An 18,620-nucleotide genomic window follows, 5' to 3' on the forward strand; every position below is an offset into this window, starting at 1 on the left:
GGACAGCTGATAGAAACAGAAGCCACTGGAGCACCTCAAAAACACCATCATACACTAAATCAGTAAGTTGGCAGCATTACCCGTTTGTGCTGGCCTGTCGGCGTGACCACCCATTAGCCAAAAAGCAGCTGGTGGAATGGCAGGAACTGGTAGGTTACAAAATGATTGGCGTGCGCTCCTCCAGCGGCAACCGACTGCTGATTGAGCAAAAATTGTCCGACAAACCCTGGAAGCTGGACTGGTTTTACGAAGTGCGTCATCTTTCGACGTCATTAGGACTGGTGGAAGCAGGACTGGGGATTTCGGCGCTTCCTGGCCTGGCAATGCCTCATGCGCCCTATTCTTCTATTATTGGTATCCCGCTGGTGGAACCCGTTATACGTCGGACATTGGGGATTATTCGTCGCAAAGATGCCGTGCTTTCTCCGGCAGCAGAACGCTTTTTTGCCTTGCTGATTAATTTGTGGACTGATGATAAAGACAATTTATGGACCAATATCGTCGAACGCCAGAGACATGCGTTACAGGAGATGGGGTAATACCCCGGCGCAGGAAATACTGCGCCGGGTAACTCAACGGTTAGTGTGCGTTCACCACCACCCACATCGGCCCCTGCCCGACCGCATAGCGACCTTTTTCATGCAGTAGCCCCTGCTCGCCGACAATTTCGTAAACTGAGATGTGGTGAGATTTTTGCCCGGCGGCAATCAGATACTTGCCACTGTGATCAACGTTAAAGCCGCGCGGCTGGGTTTCCGTTGGCTGGAAACCTTCTTTGCTCAACACGCTGCCATCTTCCGAAACGCTGAAAACGGTAATCAGACTGGCGGTACGGTCACAGGCGTATAAATGACGACCATCCGGAGTAATATGAATATCAGCCGCCCAACGGGTGTCGGAGAAGTTTTCCGGCATCATATCCAGCGTCTGGACACATTCGATATTGCCGTGCGGATCTTTCAGTTCCCAGACATCCACTGAACTGTTTAACTCATTGACGCAATACGCATATTGTTCGTTTGGATGGAACACCATATGACGCGGCCCGGCGCCTTCAACGGTCGTCACTTCCGCCGGGTCCTGCGCTACCAGATGACCATCATCGCTGACCGTAAACAGGCAGATGCGATCCTGCTTTAATGCCGGAACCCACAGCGTGCGGTTATCCGGTGAGATATTGGCGGAATGGCAGCCGTCCAGCCCCTCGACCACATCGACGACGCCCACTGGCAGGCCATCTTCCAGTCGCGTTACGCTCACGTTACCCGCATTGTAAGAACCTACAAAGACAAACTGTCCCTGGTGATCGGTAGAAATATGCGTCGGGCTACCCGGCAGCGCCGACTCTGCGGCGAATGTCAGTGCACCGTCGTCCGGGGCGATACGATACGCCAGGACGCGAAACTCAGGGCGAACGCCAACGTAGAGATAACGTTTGTCCGGGCTGACCACCATCGGCTGCACCTGCCCCGGCACATCAACAACCTGCGTCAGCGTCAGTGCGCCTTCATGATTCAGGTTCCAGACGTGAATTTGCTGGCTCTCAGGGCTGGCGATATAAACTGTTTGCTTCATGAATGCTCCTTTGCATTTAGCAACTGACTGTAACAGCTAAAATTAGTCGCTTTTGGCGGTGAATGCTGAATTAAAGCGCAGAATTTTGTCCGATAGTGGTATCGGTGTACCATTCGCTCAGACGAAAATTCTTAACCTTAATCTGGAATACGCCATGACCACACGCGTGATTGCTCTCGACTTAGACGGCACCTTATTGACCCCGAAAAAGACCTTGCTTCCTTCATCGATAGAAGCCCTGGCCCGCGCTCGCGAAGCAGGCTATCAATTAATCATCGTCACAGGTCGCCATCACGTCGCTATTCATCCTTTTTATCAGGCGCTGGCGCTGGATACACCTGCTATTTGCTGTAATGGCACCTATTTGTATGATTATCATGCAAAAACCGTGCTGGAAGCCGATCCAATGCCCGTAAACAAAGCCCTGCAACTCATTGAGATGCTGAATGAACACCACATTCACGGCCTGATGTATGTGGATGATGCAATGGTGTATGAACACCCGACCGGGCATGTCATTCGTACTTCTAACTGGGCGCAAACCCTGCCACCAGAACAGCGTCCTACCTTTACCCAGGTTGCCTCACTGGCCGAGACGGCACAAGAAGTTAAGGCGGTGTGGAAGTTCGCCCTGACGCACGATGACCTGCCGCGATTGCAGCATTTTGGTAAGCATGTTGAACATGAATTGGGACTGGAGTGCGAATGGTCCTGGCACGATCAGGTTGATATTGCACGCGGCGGCAACAGCAAAGGTAGACGCCTGACGAAATGGATTGAGGCACAAGGCTGGTCGATGGAAGATGTGATTGCGTTTGGCGATAACTTTAATGATATCAGTATGCTGGAAGCCGCCGGAACGGGTGTAGCGATGGGCAACGCCGATGACGCAGTAAAAGCCCGCGCCAATATTGTGATTGGAGATAACACCACCGACAGCATTGCTCAGTTCATTTATAACCGCCTGATTTAATCAGGCGGTTATCGACACACTTTTAATTTGCGCGTACAGCCACAGGCCTGGTCTGATTGCCAGTTCATCCCTCGCCCACGGGCTAATACGCGCCCACAGCTTTTTACCCCCGACTTCCAGTTCGACCTCCACCTGGCCGTTGTCGTCATAGCTATTGACCACTTTTGCGCGCAACACGTTACGAATGCTGGTTTGCTGCGGAGGCTGTAAAACCAGCGAGACATCGGAAGCCTGAATGCGGATACGTAGCGCAGCTTGCAGCGGCGCGTCCAGCTTATTGACCCACAAATGCTGATCGCCCAGCGCCAGCGCGGTCATTGCGTAATGCGGGTGATGTTCCAGTATCGACACTTTCAGAATGCTGCTTTGTTGCTCTTTCGGCAGCCACGGATTCATCACGCTGCTGTCCCATACCTCTTCCAGCGCGCCAAAGGCTTTTACCTGACCGTTTTCCAGCACCATCACTCTGTCTGCCAGATGGAGGATCTCATCCAGCGAATGGCTGACATACAACATCGGAATGTTGATTTCCCGCGTCAGACGTTGCAGATAAGGCAACAGTTCGCGTTTACGCGGAATATCCAGTGACGCCAGCGGTTCATCCAGCAACAGCAATTCCGGTGCTGTCAGCAAAGCCCGCCCAATCGCCACACGCTGTTTTTCGCCTCCGGACAGGCTGCCCGGTAAACGGTCAAGCAACGGTTCAATGCCTAAAAGCGCCACCAGCTTATCGAACTGATCGACCATGCTTTTCGCCATGCCGTAGCGCAAATTGCCACGCACTTTGTAATGCGGAAACAGCCGCGCATCCTGAAACACATAGCCAACACGACGCTTTTCTGGCGTCAGGCATATACCTTTTTCGGCATCATTTAGTACCCGACCATTGAGGACAATCCGCCCTTTTTGCGGACGCGTCAGTCCACTGATGGCGTTAATCAGCGAGGTTTTTCCGGCACCGGAGACGCCAAAGATAGCAGTGATACCATTGGCGGGCAGCGTTTCATTAATAGTCAGGCAATGGTTGCCCAACGTCTGGGAAAAATTCAGTTCCAGCATGATTAGCGCCCCGCCCGCTCACGGCTGATTCTGGCCAGCCATTCTGAAATCAACAGAGAGATCATCGCCAGCGCAATAGAGATGATGCAAAGTCTCGCTGCGCCACTTTCCCCGCCAGGAGTCTGGATCAAGGTATACATGGCTGAAGGAATGGTTCGCGTTTCACCAGGAATGTTCGACACAAAGGTGATAGTTGCACCAAACTCACCGAGCGAACGAGCGAAAGCCAGCACCGTACCGACAATAATTCCTGGTAAGGTCAGCGGTAACGTAATAGTAAAGAAAACGCGCCAGCGCCCGGCTCCCAGTGTTCTTGCGGCCTGTTCCAGTTTGACATCAACCCCTTCCAACGCCAGACGAATTGCCCGCACCATCAGCGGAAACGACATGACGGCGGCAGCGAGAACCGCACCGCGCCAGCTAAAGGCGAAGGTAATGCCAAACCAGTCATACAGGCGTTCACCGATAAATCCGCGCCGTCCCATAGAGACTAACAGCAAGTAACCAACGACCACGGGCGGTAACACCAGCGGTAGATGCAGTACGCTGTCGAGCAGAGCTTTGCCCGGAAACGTGCAACGCACCAGTAACCAGGCAAAAAAGATCCCAAACGGCAGGCTAAACAGCACAGCCAGGGAAGAAACTTTCAGGCTTAGTAAAACCGCCTGCCATTCTGGATCGGTCAGTATCATTACTTAGTTGTAAATCCGTAACGTTTAAAGATTTCCGCAGCCTGCGGTCCCTTCAGATAATCATAAAATGCTTTCACTGCCGCATTGTTATGCCCTTCAACAACAGCAACCGGATATTCCACTTTTTTATGTGAATCTTCCGGGAAGGTGGCAACCACTTTTACCCCTTTGCTGGCAACTGCGTCAGAACCGTAAACAATACCCAGCGGTGCTTCATTGCGTTCAACCAGCGCCAGCGCACCACGAACATCTTCCGCCGGAGCCAGTTTCGGGGAGAGCGTATCCCATGCGCCCAGTTTTTGCAGTGCTTCTTTCGCATAAATGCCAGCGGGGACATGTTCCGGATCGCCAACCGCCAGGCGACCGCCATTCAGCAGCGAAGTCCAGTTGGTTTTACTGTCGATAGTGAAATCTTTCTGTGCACTGGTTTTCGGTGCTACAACGACCAGACTATTGCCGAGCAATGTCTGGCGCGTGGCAGTATCGATCGCTTTTTTATCAACCGCATAATCCATCCATTTCTGATCGGCAGAAATAAACAGATCCGCAGGCGCACCCGCTTCAATCTGACGAGCCAGGGTAGAAGACGAGGCGAAAGAAGAAACGACGTCCACGCCTTTCTCTTTTTTATATTGCGTAGCGATGTCCTGCATTGCGTTGGTCAGTGATGCTGCCGCAAAAACTGTAATCTTCCCTTCGTCTGCCAGCGCATTGCCTGCAAGAGTTAAAGAGAGCGCCGCTCCGGCAAACAAGTTCAACCATTTACGAGCCATTGGTAACCCCTTCATGTAACGTTATGTAGGCAACAATATAACGACTGATTCAGAATTTTCCCAGCAGTTATTGTTAACCTTTGAGAGGTAGCTAGAAAAAATATCGGCAGGAAAAGCAGGAAGTTGAGAAAAAAGAAAATGCCCGACTAAGCGGGCATTCAGGGAATCAATGATTTTGTCCGGGCTGGTCTTTTTTACCAACACCAGAAAAGATGTTGAATACTTCACCAAGACCGTAAATCAGACCCAGGATGATGGCCATCACGACAGGTACCATGATTACGGCGAATACCAGACTTTTTAATAACTCTAACATGGTCAACTCCAGATATAGTCCTGTCACTATTCTAACCGCTAAGCACAGAAAAGCACTCCCCTTTTGTGCGGTCAGCTTTGCGTGGCGTTCGTTTTCCGTCACAATAAGACTTTTGCCAGGACATTGTTATGCAGGCCGAAATCCTTCTCACCCTTAAGCTTCAACAAAAGCTCTTTGCCGACCCACGCCGCATTTCGCTACTAAAACACATTGCCCTTTCCGGTTCTATCAGCCAGGGGGCGAAAGATGCCGGTATCAGCTATAAAAGTGCCTGGGATGCCATTAACGAGATGAATCAGTTAAGTGAGCATATTCTGGTTGAGCGTGCAACAGGCGGTAAAGGTGGCGGCGGCGCAGTACTGACCCGCTATGGTCAGCGGCTGATTCAGCTCTATGACCTCCTGGCGCAGATCCAGCAAAAAGCCTTTGATGTATTAAGTGACGACGACGCCCTGCCGCTGAACAGCCTGCTGGCAGCTATCTCACGTTTTTCACTGCAGACCAGCGCCCGTAACCAGTGGTTCGGCACCATCACCGCCCGCGATCATGATGACGTTCAACAGCATGTTGATGTCTTACTGGCTGATGGTAAAACACGATTAAAAGTCGCGATTACCGCGCAAAGCGGCGCGCGTCTGGGTCTGGATGAAGGCAAAGAAGTATTGATACTGCTGAAAGCGCCGTGGGTAGGTATTACTCAGGACAAGGCGGTCGCACAAAACGCCGACAACCAATTGCCGGGCATTATTAGTCATATTGAGCGCGGCGCGGAGCAGCGCGAAGTATTAATGGCGCTACCCGACGGGCAAACCCTGTGCGCCACGGTGCCATTAAATGAAGCAGCTTCTCTTAAGCAAGGGCAGAATGTCACGGCCTACTTTAATGCCGACAGCGTAATTATCGCCACGCTGTGCTAAGCGTGTTGACAATTTGTTATGAAACACGTATCCCTGTCAGTAATCGCTGCAAAAAATGGGATACAAAATGTCATCGTTGCAAATTTTGCAAGGCACGTTTCGTCTTAGCGACACAAAAACGCTGCAATTGTCTCAGCTAACGTTAAACGCGGGTGATAGTTGGGCGTTTGTCGGTTCAAATGGCAGCGGGAAGTCGGCGCTGGCTCGCGCGCTGGCCGGTGAACTTTCGCTTTTGAAAGGCGAACGGCAAAACCAGTTTTCCCGCATCACTCGTCTCTCCTTCGAGCAGTTACAAAAGCTCGTCAGCGACGAATGGCAGCGGAATAATACCGATATGCTAAGTCCTGGCGAAGCTGACACCGGGCGTACCACGGCTGAGATCATTCAGGATGACGTTAAAGATGCACAGCGTTGTGCGCAGCTGGCACAGCAGTTCGGTATTACCGCTCTCCTCGACCGACGCTTTAAATACCTTTCCACTGGCGAGACGCGTAAAACCCTGCTCTGTCAGGCGCTGATGTCAGATCCTGATTTACTGATTCTTGATGAACCATTCGATGGCCTTGATGTTGCCTCACGTCAGCAACTGGCAAAACTGCTCGCCTCGTTACATCAGTCTGGTATTACTCTGGTACTGGTGCTCAATCGCTTCGATGAGATCCCGGAATTTGTCCAGTTTGCCGGTGTGCTGGCGGATTGCACGTTAGCGGAAACTGGCGCGAAAGAAGAACTGTTCCAACAGGCACTCGTCGCACAACTGGCGCACAGCGAGAAACTTGCTGGCGTGCAGCTACCAGAGCCGGATGAACCTTCAGCACGTCACGCCTTACCCGCCAACGAACCGCGCATTGTGCTGAACAACGGCGTGGTTTCTTATAATGATCGCCCCATTCTTAATAACCTTAGCTGGCAGGTGAATCCAGGCGAACACTGGCAAATTATCGGGCCAAATGGCGCGGGAAAATCGACGTTATTAAGCCTGATTACTGGCGATCACCCGCAAGGTTACAGCAACGATTTGACGCTTTTCGGACGACGTCGTGGCAGCGGCGAAACCATCTGGGATATCAAAAAGCATATCGGTTACGTCAGCAGTAGTTTGCATCTGGATTACCGCGTCAGCACCACTGTGCGTAATGTGATCCTTTCTGGCTATTTTGATTCGATTGGCATTTATCAGGCCGTTTCGGATCGCCAGCAAAAACTGGTGCAACAGTGGCTGGATATTCTCGGCATTGATAAACGCACGGCTGACGCTCCTTTCCATAGTCTTTCCTGGGGACAACAGCGTCTGGCATTGATCGTCCGCACACTGGTGAAGCATCCGACCTTGCTTATTCTTGATGAACCATTGCAAGGGCTTGATCCGCTGAATCGCCAGCTTATCCGTAGATTTGTTGATGTGCTGATTAGCGAAGGTGAAACGCAGTTATTGTTTGTTTCGCACCACGCCGAAGATGCGCCAGCCTGTATTACCCATCGTCTGGAGTTCGTGCCGGACGGTGACCTCTATCGTTATGCGCTTACCAAAATAAATTGAGTGACTGTGCCGGATGCGGCGTGAACGCCTTATTCGGCCTACGGTTTAACGCATCCAGGCATGAAAACGCGCTTTTTTTCAGATAAAAGGCGCAATCATTCATAAACCCTCTGTTTTATAATCATTTAATTGCGCATAGAAAATGGCTAAATTCTTGTGTAAACGATTCCACTAATTTATTCCATGTCACACTTTTCGCATCTTTGTTATGCTATGGTTATTTCATACCATAAGCCTGATGGAGCGAATTATGAGAGTTCTGGTTACCGGTGGTAGCGGTTACATTGGAAGTCATACCTGTGTGCAATTACTGCAAAACGGTCATGATGTCATCATTCTTGATAACCTCTGTAACAGTAAGCGCAGCGTACTGCCTGTTATCGAGCGTTTAGGCGGCAAACATCCGACGTTTGTTGAAGGCGATATCCGTAACGAAGCGTTGATGACCGAGATCCTGCACGATCACGCTATCGACACCGTGATCCACTTCGCCGGGCTGAAAGCCGTTGGCGAATCGGTACAAAAACCGCTGGAATATTACGACAACAACGTCAACGGTACTCTGCGCCTGATTAGCGCCATGCGCGCCGCGAACGTCAAAAACTTTATTTTTAGCTCCTCCGCCACCGTCTATGGCGATCAGCCCCAAATTCCATACGTTGAAAGCTTCCCGACCGGCACACCGCAAAGCCCTTATGGCAAAAGCAAACTGATGGTGGAACAGATCCTCACCGACCTGCAAAAAGCCCAGCCGGACTGGAGCATTGCCCTGCTGCGCTACTTCAACCCGGTTGGCGCGCATCCGTCGGGCGATATGGGCGAAGATCCGCAAGGCATTCCGAATAACCTGATGCCGTACATTGCCCAGGTTGCTGTAGGCCGTCGCGACTCGCTGGCGATTTTTGGTAACGATTATCCGACCGAAGACGGCACTGGTGTGCGCGATTACATCCACGTAATGGACCTGGCAGACGGTCACGTCGTGGCGATGGAAAAACTGGCGAACAAGCCTGGCGTACACATCTACAACCTCGGCGCAGGCGTAGGCAGCAGCGTGCTGGACGTGGTTAATGCCTTCAGCAAAGCCTGCGGCAAACCGGTTAATTATCATTTTGCACCGCGTCGCGAAGGCGACCTTCCGGCCTACTGGGCGGACGCCAGCAAAGCCGAGCGCGAACTGAACTGGCGCGTAACGCGCACTCTTGACGAAATGGCGCAGGACACCTGGCACTGGCAGTCACGCCATCCACAGGGATATCCCGATTAAGGAACGACCATGACGCAATTTAATCCCGTTGATCATCCACATCGCCGCTATAACCCACTCACCGGGCAATGGATTCTGGTTTCACCGCACCGCGCTAAGCGCCCCTGGCAGGGGGCGCAGGAAACGCCAGCCAAACAGGTGTTACCTGCGCACGATCCAGATTGCTTCCTTTGCGCAGGTAATGTGCGGGTGACAGGCGATAAAAACCCCGATTACACCGGGACTTACGTTTTTACCAATGACTTTGCGGCGCTGATGTCCGACACGCCAGACGCGCCGGAAAGTCACGATCCGCTGATGCGTTGCCAGAGCGCGCGTGGCACCAGCCGGGTGATCTGCTTTTCACCGGATCACAGTAAAACACTGCCAGAACTCAGCGTTGCAGCATTGACAGAAATCGTCAAAACCTGGCAAGAGCAAACCGCAGAACTAGGGAAAACATACCCGTGGGTGCAGGTTTTTGAAAACAAAGGTGCGGCGATGGGGTGCTCTAACCCGCATCCGCACGGTCAGATTTGGGCAAATAGCTTCCTGCCTAACGAAGCTGAGCGTGAAGACCGCCTGCAAAAAGAATATTTCGCCGAACAGAAATCGCCAATGCTGGTGGATTATGTCCAGCGTGAACTGGCAGACGGTAGTCGTACCGTTGTCGAAACCGAGCACTGGTTAGCCATAGTGCCCTACTGGGCTGCCTGGCCGTTCGAAACGCTACTGTTGCCTAAAGCCCACGTTTTGCGGATCACCGATTTGACCGACGTCCAGCGCAGCGATTTGGCGCTGGCGTTGAAAAAGCTGACCAGTCGTTATGACAACCTCTTCCAGTGTTCCTTCCCCTATTCTATGGGCTGGCACGGCGCGCCGTTTAATGGCGAAGAGAATCAACACTGGCAGCTGCACGCGCACTTTTATCCACCTCTGTTGCGCTCTGCCACTGTACGTAAATTTATGGTCGGTTATGAAATGTTGGCAGAGACCCAGCGTGACCTGACGGCAGAACAGGCAGCAGAGCGTTTGCGCGCAGTCAGCGATATCCATTTTCGCGAATCCGGAGTGTAAGAAATGAGTCTGAAAGAAAAAACACAATCTCTGTTTGCCAACGCATTTGGCTACCCTGCCACTCATACCATTCAGGCGCCTGGGCGCGTGAATCTTATTGGCGAACACACCGACTACAACGACGGTTTCGTTCTGCCCTGCGCGATTGATTATCAAACCGTGATCAGTTGTGCGCCACGCGATGACCGTAAAGTTCGCGTAATGGCAGCCGATTATGAAAATCAGACTGACGAGTTTTCCCTTGATGCGCCCATTGTCGCGCATGAAAACTATCAATGGGCGAACTACGTTCGTGGCGTGGTAAAACATCTGCAACTGCGTAACAATAGCTTCGGCGGTGTGGACATGGTGATCAGCGGCAATGTGCCGCAGGGTGCCGGGTTAAGTTCTTCCGCTTCACTGGAAGTCGCGGTCGGAACCGTATTGCAGCAGATTTATCATCTGCCGCTGGACGGCGCACAAATCGCGCTTAACGGTCAGGAAGCAGAAAACCAGTTTGTTGGCTGTAACTGCGGGATCATGGATCAGCTAATTTCCGCACTGGGTAAGAAGGATCATGCCTTGCTGATCGATTGCCGCTCTCTGGGAACCAAAGCCGTTTCCATGCCGAAAGGTGTGGCTGTCGTCATCATCAACAGTAACTTCAAACGCACCCTGGTTGGCAGCGAATACAACACCCGTCGTGAACAGTGCGAAACCGGTGCGCGTTTCTTCCAGCAGCCAGCCCTGCGCGATGTCACCATTGAAGAGTTCAACGCTGTTGCGCATGAACTGGACCCGATCGTGGCGAAACGCGTGCGTCATATCCTGACTGAAAACGCCCGCACCGTTGAAGCTGCCAGCGCGCTGGAGCAAGGCGACCTGAAACGTATGGGCGAGTTGATGGCGGAGTCTCATGCCTCTATGCGCGATGATTTCGAAATCACCGTGCCGCAAATTGACACTCTGGTAGAAATCGTAAAAGCTGTGATTGGCGACAAAGGTGGCGTACGCATGACCGGTGGCGGATTTGGCGGCTGTATCGTCGCGCTGATCCCGGAAGAACTGGTGCCTGCCGTACAGCAAGCTGTCGCTGAACAATATGAAGCCCAAACAGGTATTAAAGAGACTTTTTACGTTTGTAAACCATCACAAGGAGCAGGACAGTGCTGAACGAAACTCCCGCACTGGCACCCGATGGTCAGCCGTACCGACTGTTAACTTTGCGTAACAACGCAGGGATGGTAGTCACGCTGATGGACTGGGGTGCGACTTTACTTTCAGCCCGTATTCCGCTTTCCGATGGCAGCGTCCGCGAGGCGCTGCTCGGCTGCGCCAGCCCGGAATGCTACCAGGATCAGGCCGCGTTTCTGGGAGCCTCTATTGGTCGTTATGCCAACCGTATCGCCAATAGTCGTTATACCTTTGGCGGTGAAACCGTGACGCTTTCGCCAAGTCAGGGTGTTAACCAGCTGCATGGCGGCCCGGAAGGGTTCGACAAACGCCGCTGGCAAATTGTTAACCAGAACGATCGTCAGGTGCTGTTTGCCCTGACTTCAGAAGATGGCGATCAAGGCTTTCCGGGGAATCTCGGCGCGACGGTGCAGTATCGTCTGACCGACGATAACCGTATCTCTATTACTTATCGCGCCACAGTTGATAAACCTTGCCCGGTGAATATGACTAACCACGTCTATTTCAACCTCGACGGCGAGCAGTCTGACGTGCGTAATCACAAGTTGCAGATTCTGGCGGACGAATATCTGCCGGTTGATGAAGGCGGCATTCCGCACGACGGCCTGAAATCTGTCGCCGGGACATCTTTTGATTTCCGCAGTGCCAAAATCATCGCCAGTGAGTTTCTTGCCGATGACGATCAGCGCAAAGTGAAAGGTTACGATCACGCGTTCTTGTTACAGGCCAAAGGCGATGGCAAGAAAGTGGCGGCGCATGTCTGGTCAGCAGATGAAAAATTGCAGTTGAAGGTCTACACCACCGCTCCGGCTCTGCAATTCTACTCCGGCAACTTCCTCGGCGGCACGCCGTCACGAGGAACCGAACCTTACGCCGACTGGCAAGGGCTGGCTCTGGAAAGCGAGTTTCTGCCGGACAGTCCTAACCATCCTGAATGGCCGCAACCGGACTGCTTCCTGCGTCCAGGCGAAGAGTATTCCAGCCTGACGGAATATCAGTTTATTGCTGAGTAACCTGAAGCCCTCGTGATGAGGGCTTTATCCTCATATTGTTCAAATCACCAGCAAGCACCGACATATTTGCAACTCAATATTCACAACAACCTTACACTGCGACACTATTTTCGCTATGGTTATGCGTAAGCATTGCTGTTGCTTCGTCACGGCAATATAATGAGAATTATTATCATTTAATAATGATTTGAGGAGTAAGTATATGGCTGTAACTAAGCTAGTTCTGGTTCGTCATGGCGAAAGTCAGTGGAACAAAGAAAACCGTTTCACCGGTTGGTACGACGTGGATCTGTCTGAGAAAGGCGTAAGCGAAGCAAAAGCAGCAGGTAAGCTGCTGAAAGAGGAAGGTTACAGCTTTGACTTTGCTTACACCTCTGTGCTGAAACGCGCTATCCATACCCTGTGGAATGTGCTGGACGAACTGGATCAGGCATGGCTGCCCGTTGAGAAATCCTGGAAACTGAACGAACGTCACTACGGTGCGTTGCAGGGTCTGAACAAAGCAGAAACCGCTGAAAAGTATGGCGACGAGCAGGTGAAACAGTGGCGTCGTGGTTTTGCAGTGACTCCGCCGGAACTGACTAAAGATGATGAGCGTTATCCGGGTCACGATCCGCGTTACGCGAAACTGAGCGAGAAAGAACTGCCGCTGACTGAAAGTCTGGCGCTGACCATTGATCGCGTGATCCCTTACTGGAATGAAACCATTCTGCCGCGTATGAAGAGCGGTGAGCGCGTGATCATCGCCGCTCATGGTAACTCCCTGCGTGCGCTGGTGAAATATCTCGACAACATGAGCGAAGAAGAGATTCTTGAGCTGAATATCCCGACTGGCGTGCCGCTGGTGTATGAGTTTGACGAGAACTTCAAACCGCTGAAACGCTATTATCTGGGTAATGCTGACGAGATCGCAGCGAAAGCAGCGGCGGTGGCTAACCAGGGTAAAGCGAAGTAAACGTCATTCGTTTAAAAATGAGAAAGCCGACTGCAAGTGAGTCGGCTTTTTTGTTGCTAACAATGGAGCACATTGCCTGATGCGACGCTGCGCGTCTTATCAGGGCTACAAACTTACAGTCATGGCGATTCGACTATAAATTACCCGCGACGCGCTTTTACTGCATTCGCCAGTTGACGTAACAGAGTATCGGTATCTTCCCAGCCAATGCAGGCGTCGGTGATGCTCTTGCCATAGGCCAGCGGCTCACCGCTTTCCAGGCTCTGGTTCCCTTCCGCCAGGTGGCTTTCAACCATCACGCCAATAATAGCTTTTTCGCCACCGGCAATCTGCTGGCAAACGTCAGCACAAACATCCATCTGCTTTTTGAATTGTTTGGACGAGTTAGCATGGCTGAAATCGATCATCACCTGTGCTGGCAGGCCTGCTTTGTTCAGCCCTTCTTTCACTTCAGCAACGTGCTTCGCGCTGTAGTTAGGCTCTTTACCGCCGCGCAGAATGATATGGCAATCGCCGTTACCGCTGGTATTCACAATCGCCGAATGCCCCCATTTGGTCACAGACAGGAAGCAATGCGGCGCACCGGCGGCATTAATAGCATCGATAGCCACTTTAATCGTACCGTCGGTGCCATTTTTGAAACCTACCGGGCAAGAAAGACCGGACGCCAGTTCGCGGTGAACCTGAGATTCGGTTGTACGTGCACCAATTGCGCCCCAACTCATCAGGTCAGCGAGATACTGCGGGGTGATCATATCGAGAAATTCACCCGCCGCTGGCAGACCACTGTCGTTAATATCGAGCAGCAACTTACGGGCAATGCGCAAACCGTCGTTGATCTGGAAGCTGTTGTCCATATGCGGATCGTTGATCAGCCCTTTCCAGCCCACCGTGGTGCGCGGCTTTTCAAAATAGACGCGCATAACGATTTCCAGCTCATCTTTCAGCTCTTCACGCAGCGCCAGCAAGCGAGTGGCATACTCTTTAGCCGCGACGGGATCATGAATAGAACACGGGCCAATCACCACCAACAGGCGATCATCATTACCTTTCAGGATCTTATGGATCGCTTTTCTGGCATGGGCAACCGTATTCGCGGCATTTTCAGTAGCGGGGAATTTTTCCAGCAGTGCGACAGGTGGAAGTAACTCTTTGATTTCTTTGATACGTAAATCGTCGTTCTGATAATTCATGTCTGTTCCAGTGTTGCCATACTTATCTTGGTGAATGCAATCCCTCCAATCTATATCTTCCGTCAGAATGTGTAAACTGGGTTTTACACTATGAACGGATTAATCCTGGAATTAGCAAGAAAAACGCCAGATTGTCGCGAAAAACGAGATCTGACCTACAATTTCTAACTGTAACTTCTCTGTTTATTAATTTTTTCAAGATTCTCTGCTGGATTTATTCTTCTGGCTGAAATCTTAAACCATTACCTGATATTCACCTGCAAATGCACTGTTGGAAGAGGTTATCCGACATAACGACCATAACAGGAGCATCCTATGAAAATGACAAAACTGGCCACACTATTTCTGACTGCCACTCTAAGCCTTGCCAGCGGTGCCGCGCTGGCTGCCGATAGCGGAGCGCAAACCAATAATGGCCAGGCAAACGCCGCAGCTGATGCGGGTCAAGTTGCCCCTGACGCCCGTGAAAATGTCGCACCAAATAACGTTGATAATAGCGGGGTTAATAACAACTCAGGCGGCACCATGCTGCACCCGAACGGTTCATCAATGGACAATGACGGCATGACCAAAGATGAAGAGCACAAAAATACGATGTGCAAAGATGGTCGCTGCCCGGACATTAATAAAAAAGTACAAACCGGTGATGGCATCAACAATGATGTCGATACCAAAACCGACGGTACTACGCAGTAAGCCAGGATATATGGCTGATAATGGGAGAGCGGAGGCTCTCCTTTTTAATTTTTCCCTTCTAAAAGCAGTATGATGTCATAAAGTTAAGTGAGATAAATTAAGGGATGACTCGTCATGGCGCACTCACACTCACACGCTTCCTCACACCTGCCAGAAGATAATAATGCTCGTCGCTTGTTGTATGCTTTCGGCGTGACTGCCGGGTTTATGCTGGTTGAGGTTATTGGCGGTTTTCTCTCAGGCTCTCTGGCGTTGCTGGCCGACGCGGGTCATATGTTGACCGATACTGCCGCCCTGCTTTTCGCCCTGCTTGCCGTACAATTTTCACGTCGTCCTCCCACCATCCGCCACACTTTCGGTTGGCTAAGATTGACCACGCTCGCGGCGTTTGTGAATGCCATCGCCCTGGTGGTGATTACCATTTTGATTGTCTGGGAGGCGATAGAACGCTTCCGCACGCCGCGTCCGGTCGAGGGCGGCATGATGATGGCAATTGCCGTGGCTGGGTTGCTGGCAAATATACTTTCTTTCTGGTTACTGCATCACGGCAGCGAAGAGAAAAACCTCAATGTGCGCACAGCGGCACTGCATGTACTGGGAGATCTTCTGGGTTCGGTTGGTGCTATCGTTGCCGCGTTGATTATTATCTGGACCGGCTGGACGCCTGCTGACCCCATTCTCTCGATACTGGTGTCGCTTCTGGTTCTGCGCAGCGCGTGGCGATTATTGAAAGACAGCGTGAATGAATTACTTGAAGGTGCGCCGGTGTCGCTGGATATCGCTGAACTCAAGCGCCGTATGTGTCGGGAAATTCCGGAAGTCCGAAATGTGCATCATGTACACGTGTGGATGGTGGGTGAGAAGCCAGTAATGACGCTGCATGTGCAGGTGATCCCGCCACACGATCACGATGCGTTGTTGGACAAGATCCAACATTATCTGATGGATCACTATCAGATTGAGCACGCCACCATCCAGATGGAATATCAACCTTGTCATGGGCCAGACTGCCACCTGAATGAAGGGGTGTCTGGCCATTCACATCATCACCATTAATGGGACAGCGCGCGTGAACCTCTTTCGCGTGCGCTGTTGATCCACATTCGGCTGCCGTTGAGGGCAATAAACGTCAGGATCAGATACTCCAGCGACATGGCATAGACGCCCTGCAAGGCGAAAATCACCACGCTAATTACGTTAATAATGACCCACAGCAACCAGTTTTCGACGTATTTCCGCGTCATCAGAATCATTGCCACGATGGAGAGTACCATCATGCAGGAATCCCAGAAAGGGAAGGCGTCCGGTTGCAGTTCAGACATCGCAACCTGTAATCCTAATGCTTGCATGATCATGACTGCCACGCGGGTCAAAAATGCAAACACCGGATTGATAAATACCGTCATCAGACCAATAGCAATGACACAAACCGCCAGCCAGGTTAATGCCTTCGGCAATGGTAACCAGCGAATTTTCAACTCCGCCTCGTTCTGACTGGTTTGTCGCGACCACGCATACCAGCCGTAAATATTCGCGGCAAAGAAAAACACCTGTAATAGCAGGCTGGCATACAGCTGAATCTGAAAGAAAATAATGCCAAACAAGGTGACGTTGATCAGGCCAAAGAAGTAGTTGCTGATCTTCTCCAGACTGGCAAGGCCAATACACAGCAACCCGGCGATCGTGCCTACCGCTTCGATCCATGAAAGATCGTAACCGCCCGCCCCTATTGGTATATGTACCAGGATATTCTGTACACTAAAAAAATCCATCTTTCCCCCAAAGCGTAACGTTACGCCTTATTATTCGTTATCCACGTAGTGTAGCCGCAAATTCCAGCATACGATTGAGCGGCACTAGCGCCCTCTCTCGCAGCCTTTCATCAACATGAACCTCGTGATTGCTTCCTTCCTGTTCTAATGCCTCTGCGATGGCCTGAAGGCCATTCATGGCCATCCACGGGCAATGCGCGCAGCTACGGCAAGTTGCTCCCTCGCCAGCGGTTGGTGCTTCCAGTAACTCTTTGTCTGGCACTGCCTGCTGCATTTTGTAGAAGATACCCCGGTCAGTCGCCACAATAAGGCGCCGATGCGGCAATGTTTTCGCAGCATTGATCAACTGACTTGTGGAACCGACCGCATCCGCCATATCGACAATGGCTTGTGGTGATTCCGGATGCACCAGTATGGCTGCATCAGGGTGTTGTTTTTGTAAACGGATTAACGCCTGAGTCTTAAACTCATCATGCACAATGCAGGCACCTTGCCAGCATATAATATCTGCCCCCGTCTGCTTTTGTACGTAACGCCCCAGGTGTTTGTCTGGTGCCCAGATGAGTTTTTCACCCAGACTATCCAGATGATCAATGAGTTCAACAGCAATACTTGAAGTCACCACCCAGTCTGCACGCGCTTTTACTGCAGCAGAAGTGTTAGCGTAGACCACGACAGTGCGATCGGGATGGGCATCACAAAATGCGTTAAATTCTTCAATTGGGCAGCCGAGATCCAGTGAACATTCAGCCTGAAGTGTCGGCATCAGAATTGTTTTTTCCGGGCTGAGAATTTTGGCGGTTTCTCCCATAAATCTCACCCCGGCTACGAGTAGCGTTGAAGCGGGATGTTTGGCACCAAAGCGCGCCATTTCTAAAGAATCAGAAATACAACCACCCGTTTCTTCTGCCAGTTGTTGAATTTCAGGATCGGTATAGTAGTGGGCAACCATCACCGCATTACGTTCTTTTAGCAGACGTTTTATTTTCTCACGGTAATACGCTTTCGCTTTCTCATCAATGCTTAACGGCGTCGGCTTCGGGGGGAAAGGATAAATCGCCGTGTCTGGATCAAACATCACGCTCATCTTGCCATCTCGTTTTATAGGCTTAACATTTAAACCGATATAAAGCGTGATGTTCGCCGTTATCGGTTTGATTTGTTTTATATGCTAAACAAGATAGCCGAACAGTGGGGAAAAGTCACTCGAATTACGTATGAGATGTCGGATGTAATGCCAGGTATCTTATTTCCACCGACGTAGAGTTGCTTACGCAGCAAGCGCAAAGTATGTCATCAGGGTTAAGAATTGAAATTGTGGAATGCCTGAATAGCAAAAAAGCGCCTTTAGGGCGCTTTTTTACATTGGTGGGTCGTGCAGGATTCGAACCTGCGACCAATTGATTAAAAGTCAACTGCTCTACCAACTGAGCTAACGACCCCTTGCGGGATTATGCTGCTTTAATCATTCAGGATGGTGGGTCGTGCAGGATGACTCGACTTCGTCTCGCCCTTCGGGCCGTTGCTAACGCAACGTTATCCTTCACGTTCTCTACCAGTAACCACCTTTAAATTGGTGGGTCGTGCAGGATTCGAACCTGCGACCAATTGATTAAAAGTCAACTGCTCTACCAACTGAGCTAACGACCC

Annotated in this window: 19 protein-coding genes and 2 tRNA genes; 11 read left to right on the forward strand and 10 right to left on the reverse strand. The window is 51.3% G+C overall.

Annotated elements, in window-relative coordinates; genetic code table 11:
- Positions 1-539 (forward strand): LysR substrate-binding domain-containing protein (locus tag FC814_RS19880; protein ID WP_301546381.1); only part of this gene is annotated, 539 nt, incomplete at its 5' end.
- Positions 540-579: 40 nt separating this feature from the next.
- On the opposite strand, the gene pgl is transcribed toward FC814_RS19880, so the two are convergent.
- A complete protein-coding gene (gene pgl, locus FC814_RS19885) occupies positions 580-1,575 on the reverse strand; it encodes a 6-phosphogluconolactonase (protein WP_000815435.1) in 996 nt (331 codons plus the stop codon).
- Positions 1,576-1,729: 154 nt separating this feature from the next.
- Between pgl and ybhA the strand changes: the two genes are divergently transcribed.
- Entirely contained in the window at positions 1,730-2,548 is an 819-nt protein-coding gene (gene ybhA / locus FC814_RS19890) for a bifunctional pyridoxal phosphate/fructose-1,6-bisphosphate phosphatase (protein ID WP_137326357.1), read from the forward strand.
- Here the strand turns inward: ybhA and modC are convergent, their stop codons facing one another.
- The 4 genes from modC to acrZ form a co-directional block, all read right to left on the reverse strand.
- Positions 2,549-3,607 carry a molybdenum ABC transporter ATP-binding protein ModC gene (gene modC / locus FC814_RS19895; protein WP_137326358.1) on the reverse strand — a complete coding sequence of 353 codons (1,059 nt, stop codon included), beginning with the start codon at positions 3,605-3,607 and terminating at the stop codon, positions 2,549-2,551. It abuts the gene before it with no gap.
- A 2-nt stretch (positions 3,608-3,609) separates the two neighbouring features.
- Positions 3,610-4,299: a molybdate ABC transporter permease subunit gene (gene modB, locus FC814_RS19900; RefSeq protein WP_000604034.1), complete on the reverse strand. Its 690-nt coding sequence runs from the start codon at positions 4,297-4,299 to the stop codon at positions 3,610-3,612.
- On the reverse strand, positions 4,299-5,072 hold the full coding sequence (gene modA, locus FC814_RS19905) for a molybdate ABC transporter substrate-binding protein (RefSeq protein ID WP_000113010.1): 774 nt from the start codon (positions 5,070-5,072) through the stop codon (positions 4,299-4,301). Before modA ends, modB begins: the two co-directional genes overlap by 1 nt.
- Positions 5,073-5,238: 166 nt before the next feature.
- Entirely contained in the window at positions 5,239-5,388 is a 150-nt protein-coding gene (acrZ, locus tag FC814_RS19910) for a multidrug efflux pump accessory protein AcrZ (RefSeq protein WP_000891515.1), read from the reverse strand.
- Between the two features lie 128 nt (positions 5,389-5,516).
- On the opposite strand from acrZ, the gene modE reads away from it, so the two are divergent.
- The 7 genes from modE to gpmA all read left to right on the forward strand — a co-directional run bounded on the left by modE (position 5,517) and on the right by gpmA (position 13,309).
- Positions 5,517-6,305 carry a molybdenum-dependent transcriptional regulator gene (gene modE, locus FC814_RS19915; protein ID WP_137326359.1) on the forward strand — a complete coding sequence of 263 codons (789 nt, stop codon included), beginning with the start codon at positions 5,517-5,519 and terminating at the stop codon, positions 6,303-6,305.
- 67 nt (positions 6,306-6,372) lie between these two features.
- The gene (gene modF / locus FC814_RS19920; protein ID WP_137326360.1) at positions 6,373-7,845 is read left to right on the forward strand and encodes a molybdate ABC transporter ATP-binding protein ModF; all 1,473 of its coding nucleotides are present in this window, start codon (positions 6,373-6,375) and stop codon (positions 7,843-7,845) included.
- Positions 7,846-8,095: 250 nt separating this feature from the next.
- Positions 8,096-9,112 (forward strand): UDP-glucose 4-epimerase GalE, encoded by a 1,017-nt coding sequence (galE, locus tag FC814_RS19925; RefSeq protein ID WP_105290351.1) that lies wholly within the window; start codon positions 8,096-8,098, stop codon positions 9,110-9,112.
- 9 nt (positions 9,113-9,121) lie between these two features.
- Entirely contained in the window at positions 9,122-10,168 is a 1,047-nt protein-coding gene (gene galT / locus FC814_RS19930; RefSeq protein ID WP_000191494.1) for a galactose-1-phosphate uridylyltransferase, read from the forward strand.
- A 3-nt stretch (positions 10,169-10,171) separates the two neighbouring features.
- The gene (gene galK / locus FC814_RS19935; RefSeq protein ID WP_137326361.1) at positions 10,172-11,320 is read left to right on the forward strand and encodes a galactokinase; all 1,149 of its coding nucleotides are present in this window, start codon (positions 10,172-10,174) and stop codon (positions 11,318-11,320) included.
- A complete protein-coding gene (gene galM / locus FC814_RS19940; RefSeq protein ID WP_000931411.1) occupies positions 11,314-12,354 on the forward strand; it encodes a galactose-1-epimerase in 1,041 nt (346 codons plus the stop codon). The genes galK and galM overlap by 7 nt, the downstream gene beginning before the upstream one ends.
- 202 nt (positions 12,355-12,556) lie before the next feature.
- Positions 12,557-13,309 (forward strand): 2,3-diphosphoglycerate-dependent phosphoglycerate mutase, encoded by a 753-nt coding sequence (gene gpmA, locus FC814_RS19945; RefSeq protein ID WP_001295305.1) that lies wholly within the window; start codon positions 12,557-12,559, stop codon positions 13,307-13,309.
- Between the two features lie 140 nt (positions 13,310-13,449).
- On the opposite strand, the gene aroG is transcribed toward gpmA, so the two are convergent.
- Entirely contained in the window at positions 13,450-14,502 is a 1,053-nt protein-coding gene (gene aroG / locus FC814_RS19950) for a 3-deoxy-7-phosphoheptulonate synthase AroG (protein ID WP_137326362.1), read from the reverse strand.
- 315 nt (positions 14,503-14,817) lie between these two features.
- Here aroG and FC814_RS19955 point away from each other — a divergent pair, with 315 nt between their 5' ends.
- Positions 14,818-15,198: a YbgS-like family protein gene (locus FC814_RS19955; RefSeq protein WP_000784355.1), complete on the forward strand. Its 381-nt coding sequence runs from the start codon at positions 14,818-14,820 to the stop codon at positions 15,196-15,198.
- A 114-nt stretch (positions 15,199-15,312) separates the two neighbouring features.
- Positions 15,313-16,254, forward strand: coding sequence for a CDF family zinc transporter ZitB (zitB, locus tag FC814_RS19960; protein WP_137326363.1), 942 nt, complete (start codon positions 15,313-15,315; stop codon positions 16,252-16,254).
- Here the strand turns inward: zitB and pnuC are convergent.
- From pnuC to FC814_RS19980, 4 genes are all read right to left on the reverse strand, one after another.
- Complete coding sequence (gene pnuC / locus FC814_RS19965; protein WP_137326364.1) at positions 16,251-16,970, reverse strand: nicotinamide riboside transporter PnuC; 720 nt, start codon at positions 16,968-16,970, stop codon at positions 16,251-16,253. The two genes, zitB and pnuC, sit on opposite strands and share 4 nt — an antisense overlap.
- A gap of 37 nt (positions 16,971-17,007) precedes the next feature.
- Positions 17,008-18,057, reverse strand: coding sequence for a quinolinate synthase NadA (nadA, locus tag FC814_RS19970; RefSeq protein WP_137326365.1), 1,050 nt, complete (start codon positions 18,055-18,057; stop codon positions 17,008-17,010).
- Positions 18,058-18,336: 279 nt separating this feature from the next.
- A tRNA-Lys gene (locus FC814_RS19975) sits at positions 18,337-18,412 on the reverse strand.
- A gap of 132 nt (positions 18,413-18,544) precedes the next feature.
- Positions 18,545-18,620, reverse strand: a tRNA-Lys gene (locus FC814_RS19980).

Origin of the sequence: Escherichia sp. MR (assembly GCF_005280595.1) — a bacterium.
GTDB classification, from domain to species: Bacteria; Pseudomonadota; Gammaproteobacteria; order Enterobacterales; family Enterobacteriaceae; genus Escherichia; species Escherichia ruysiae.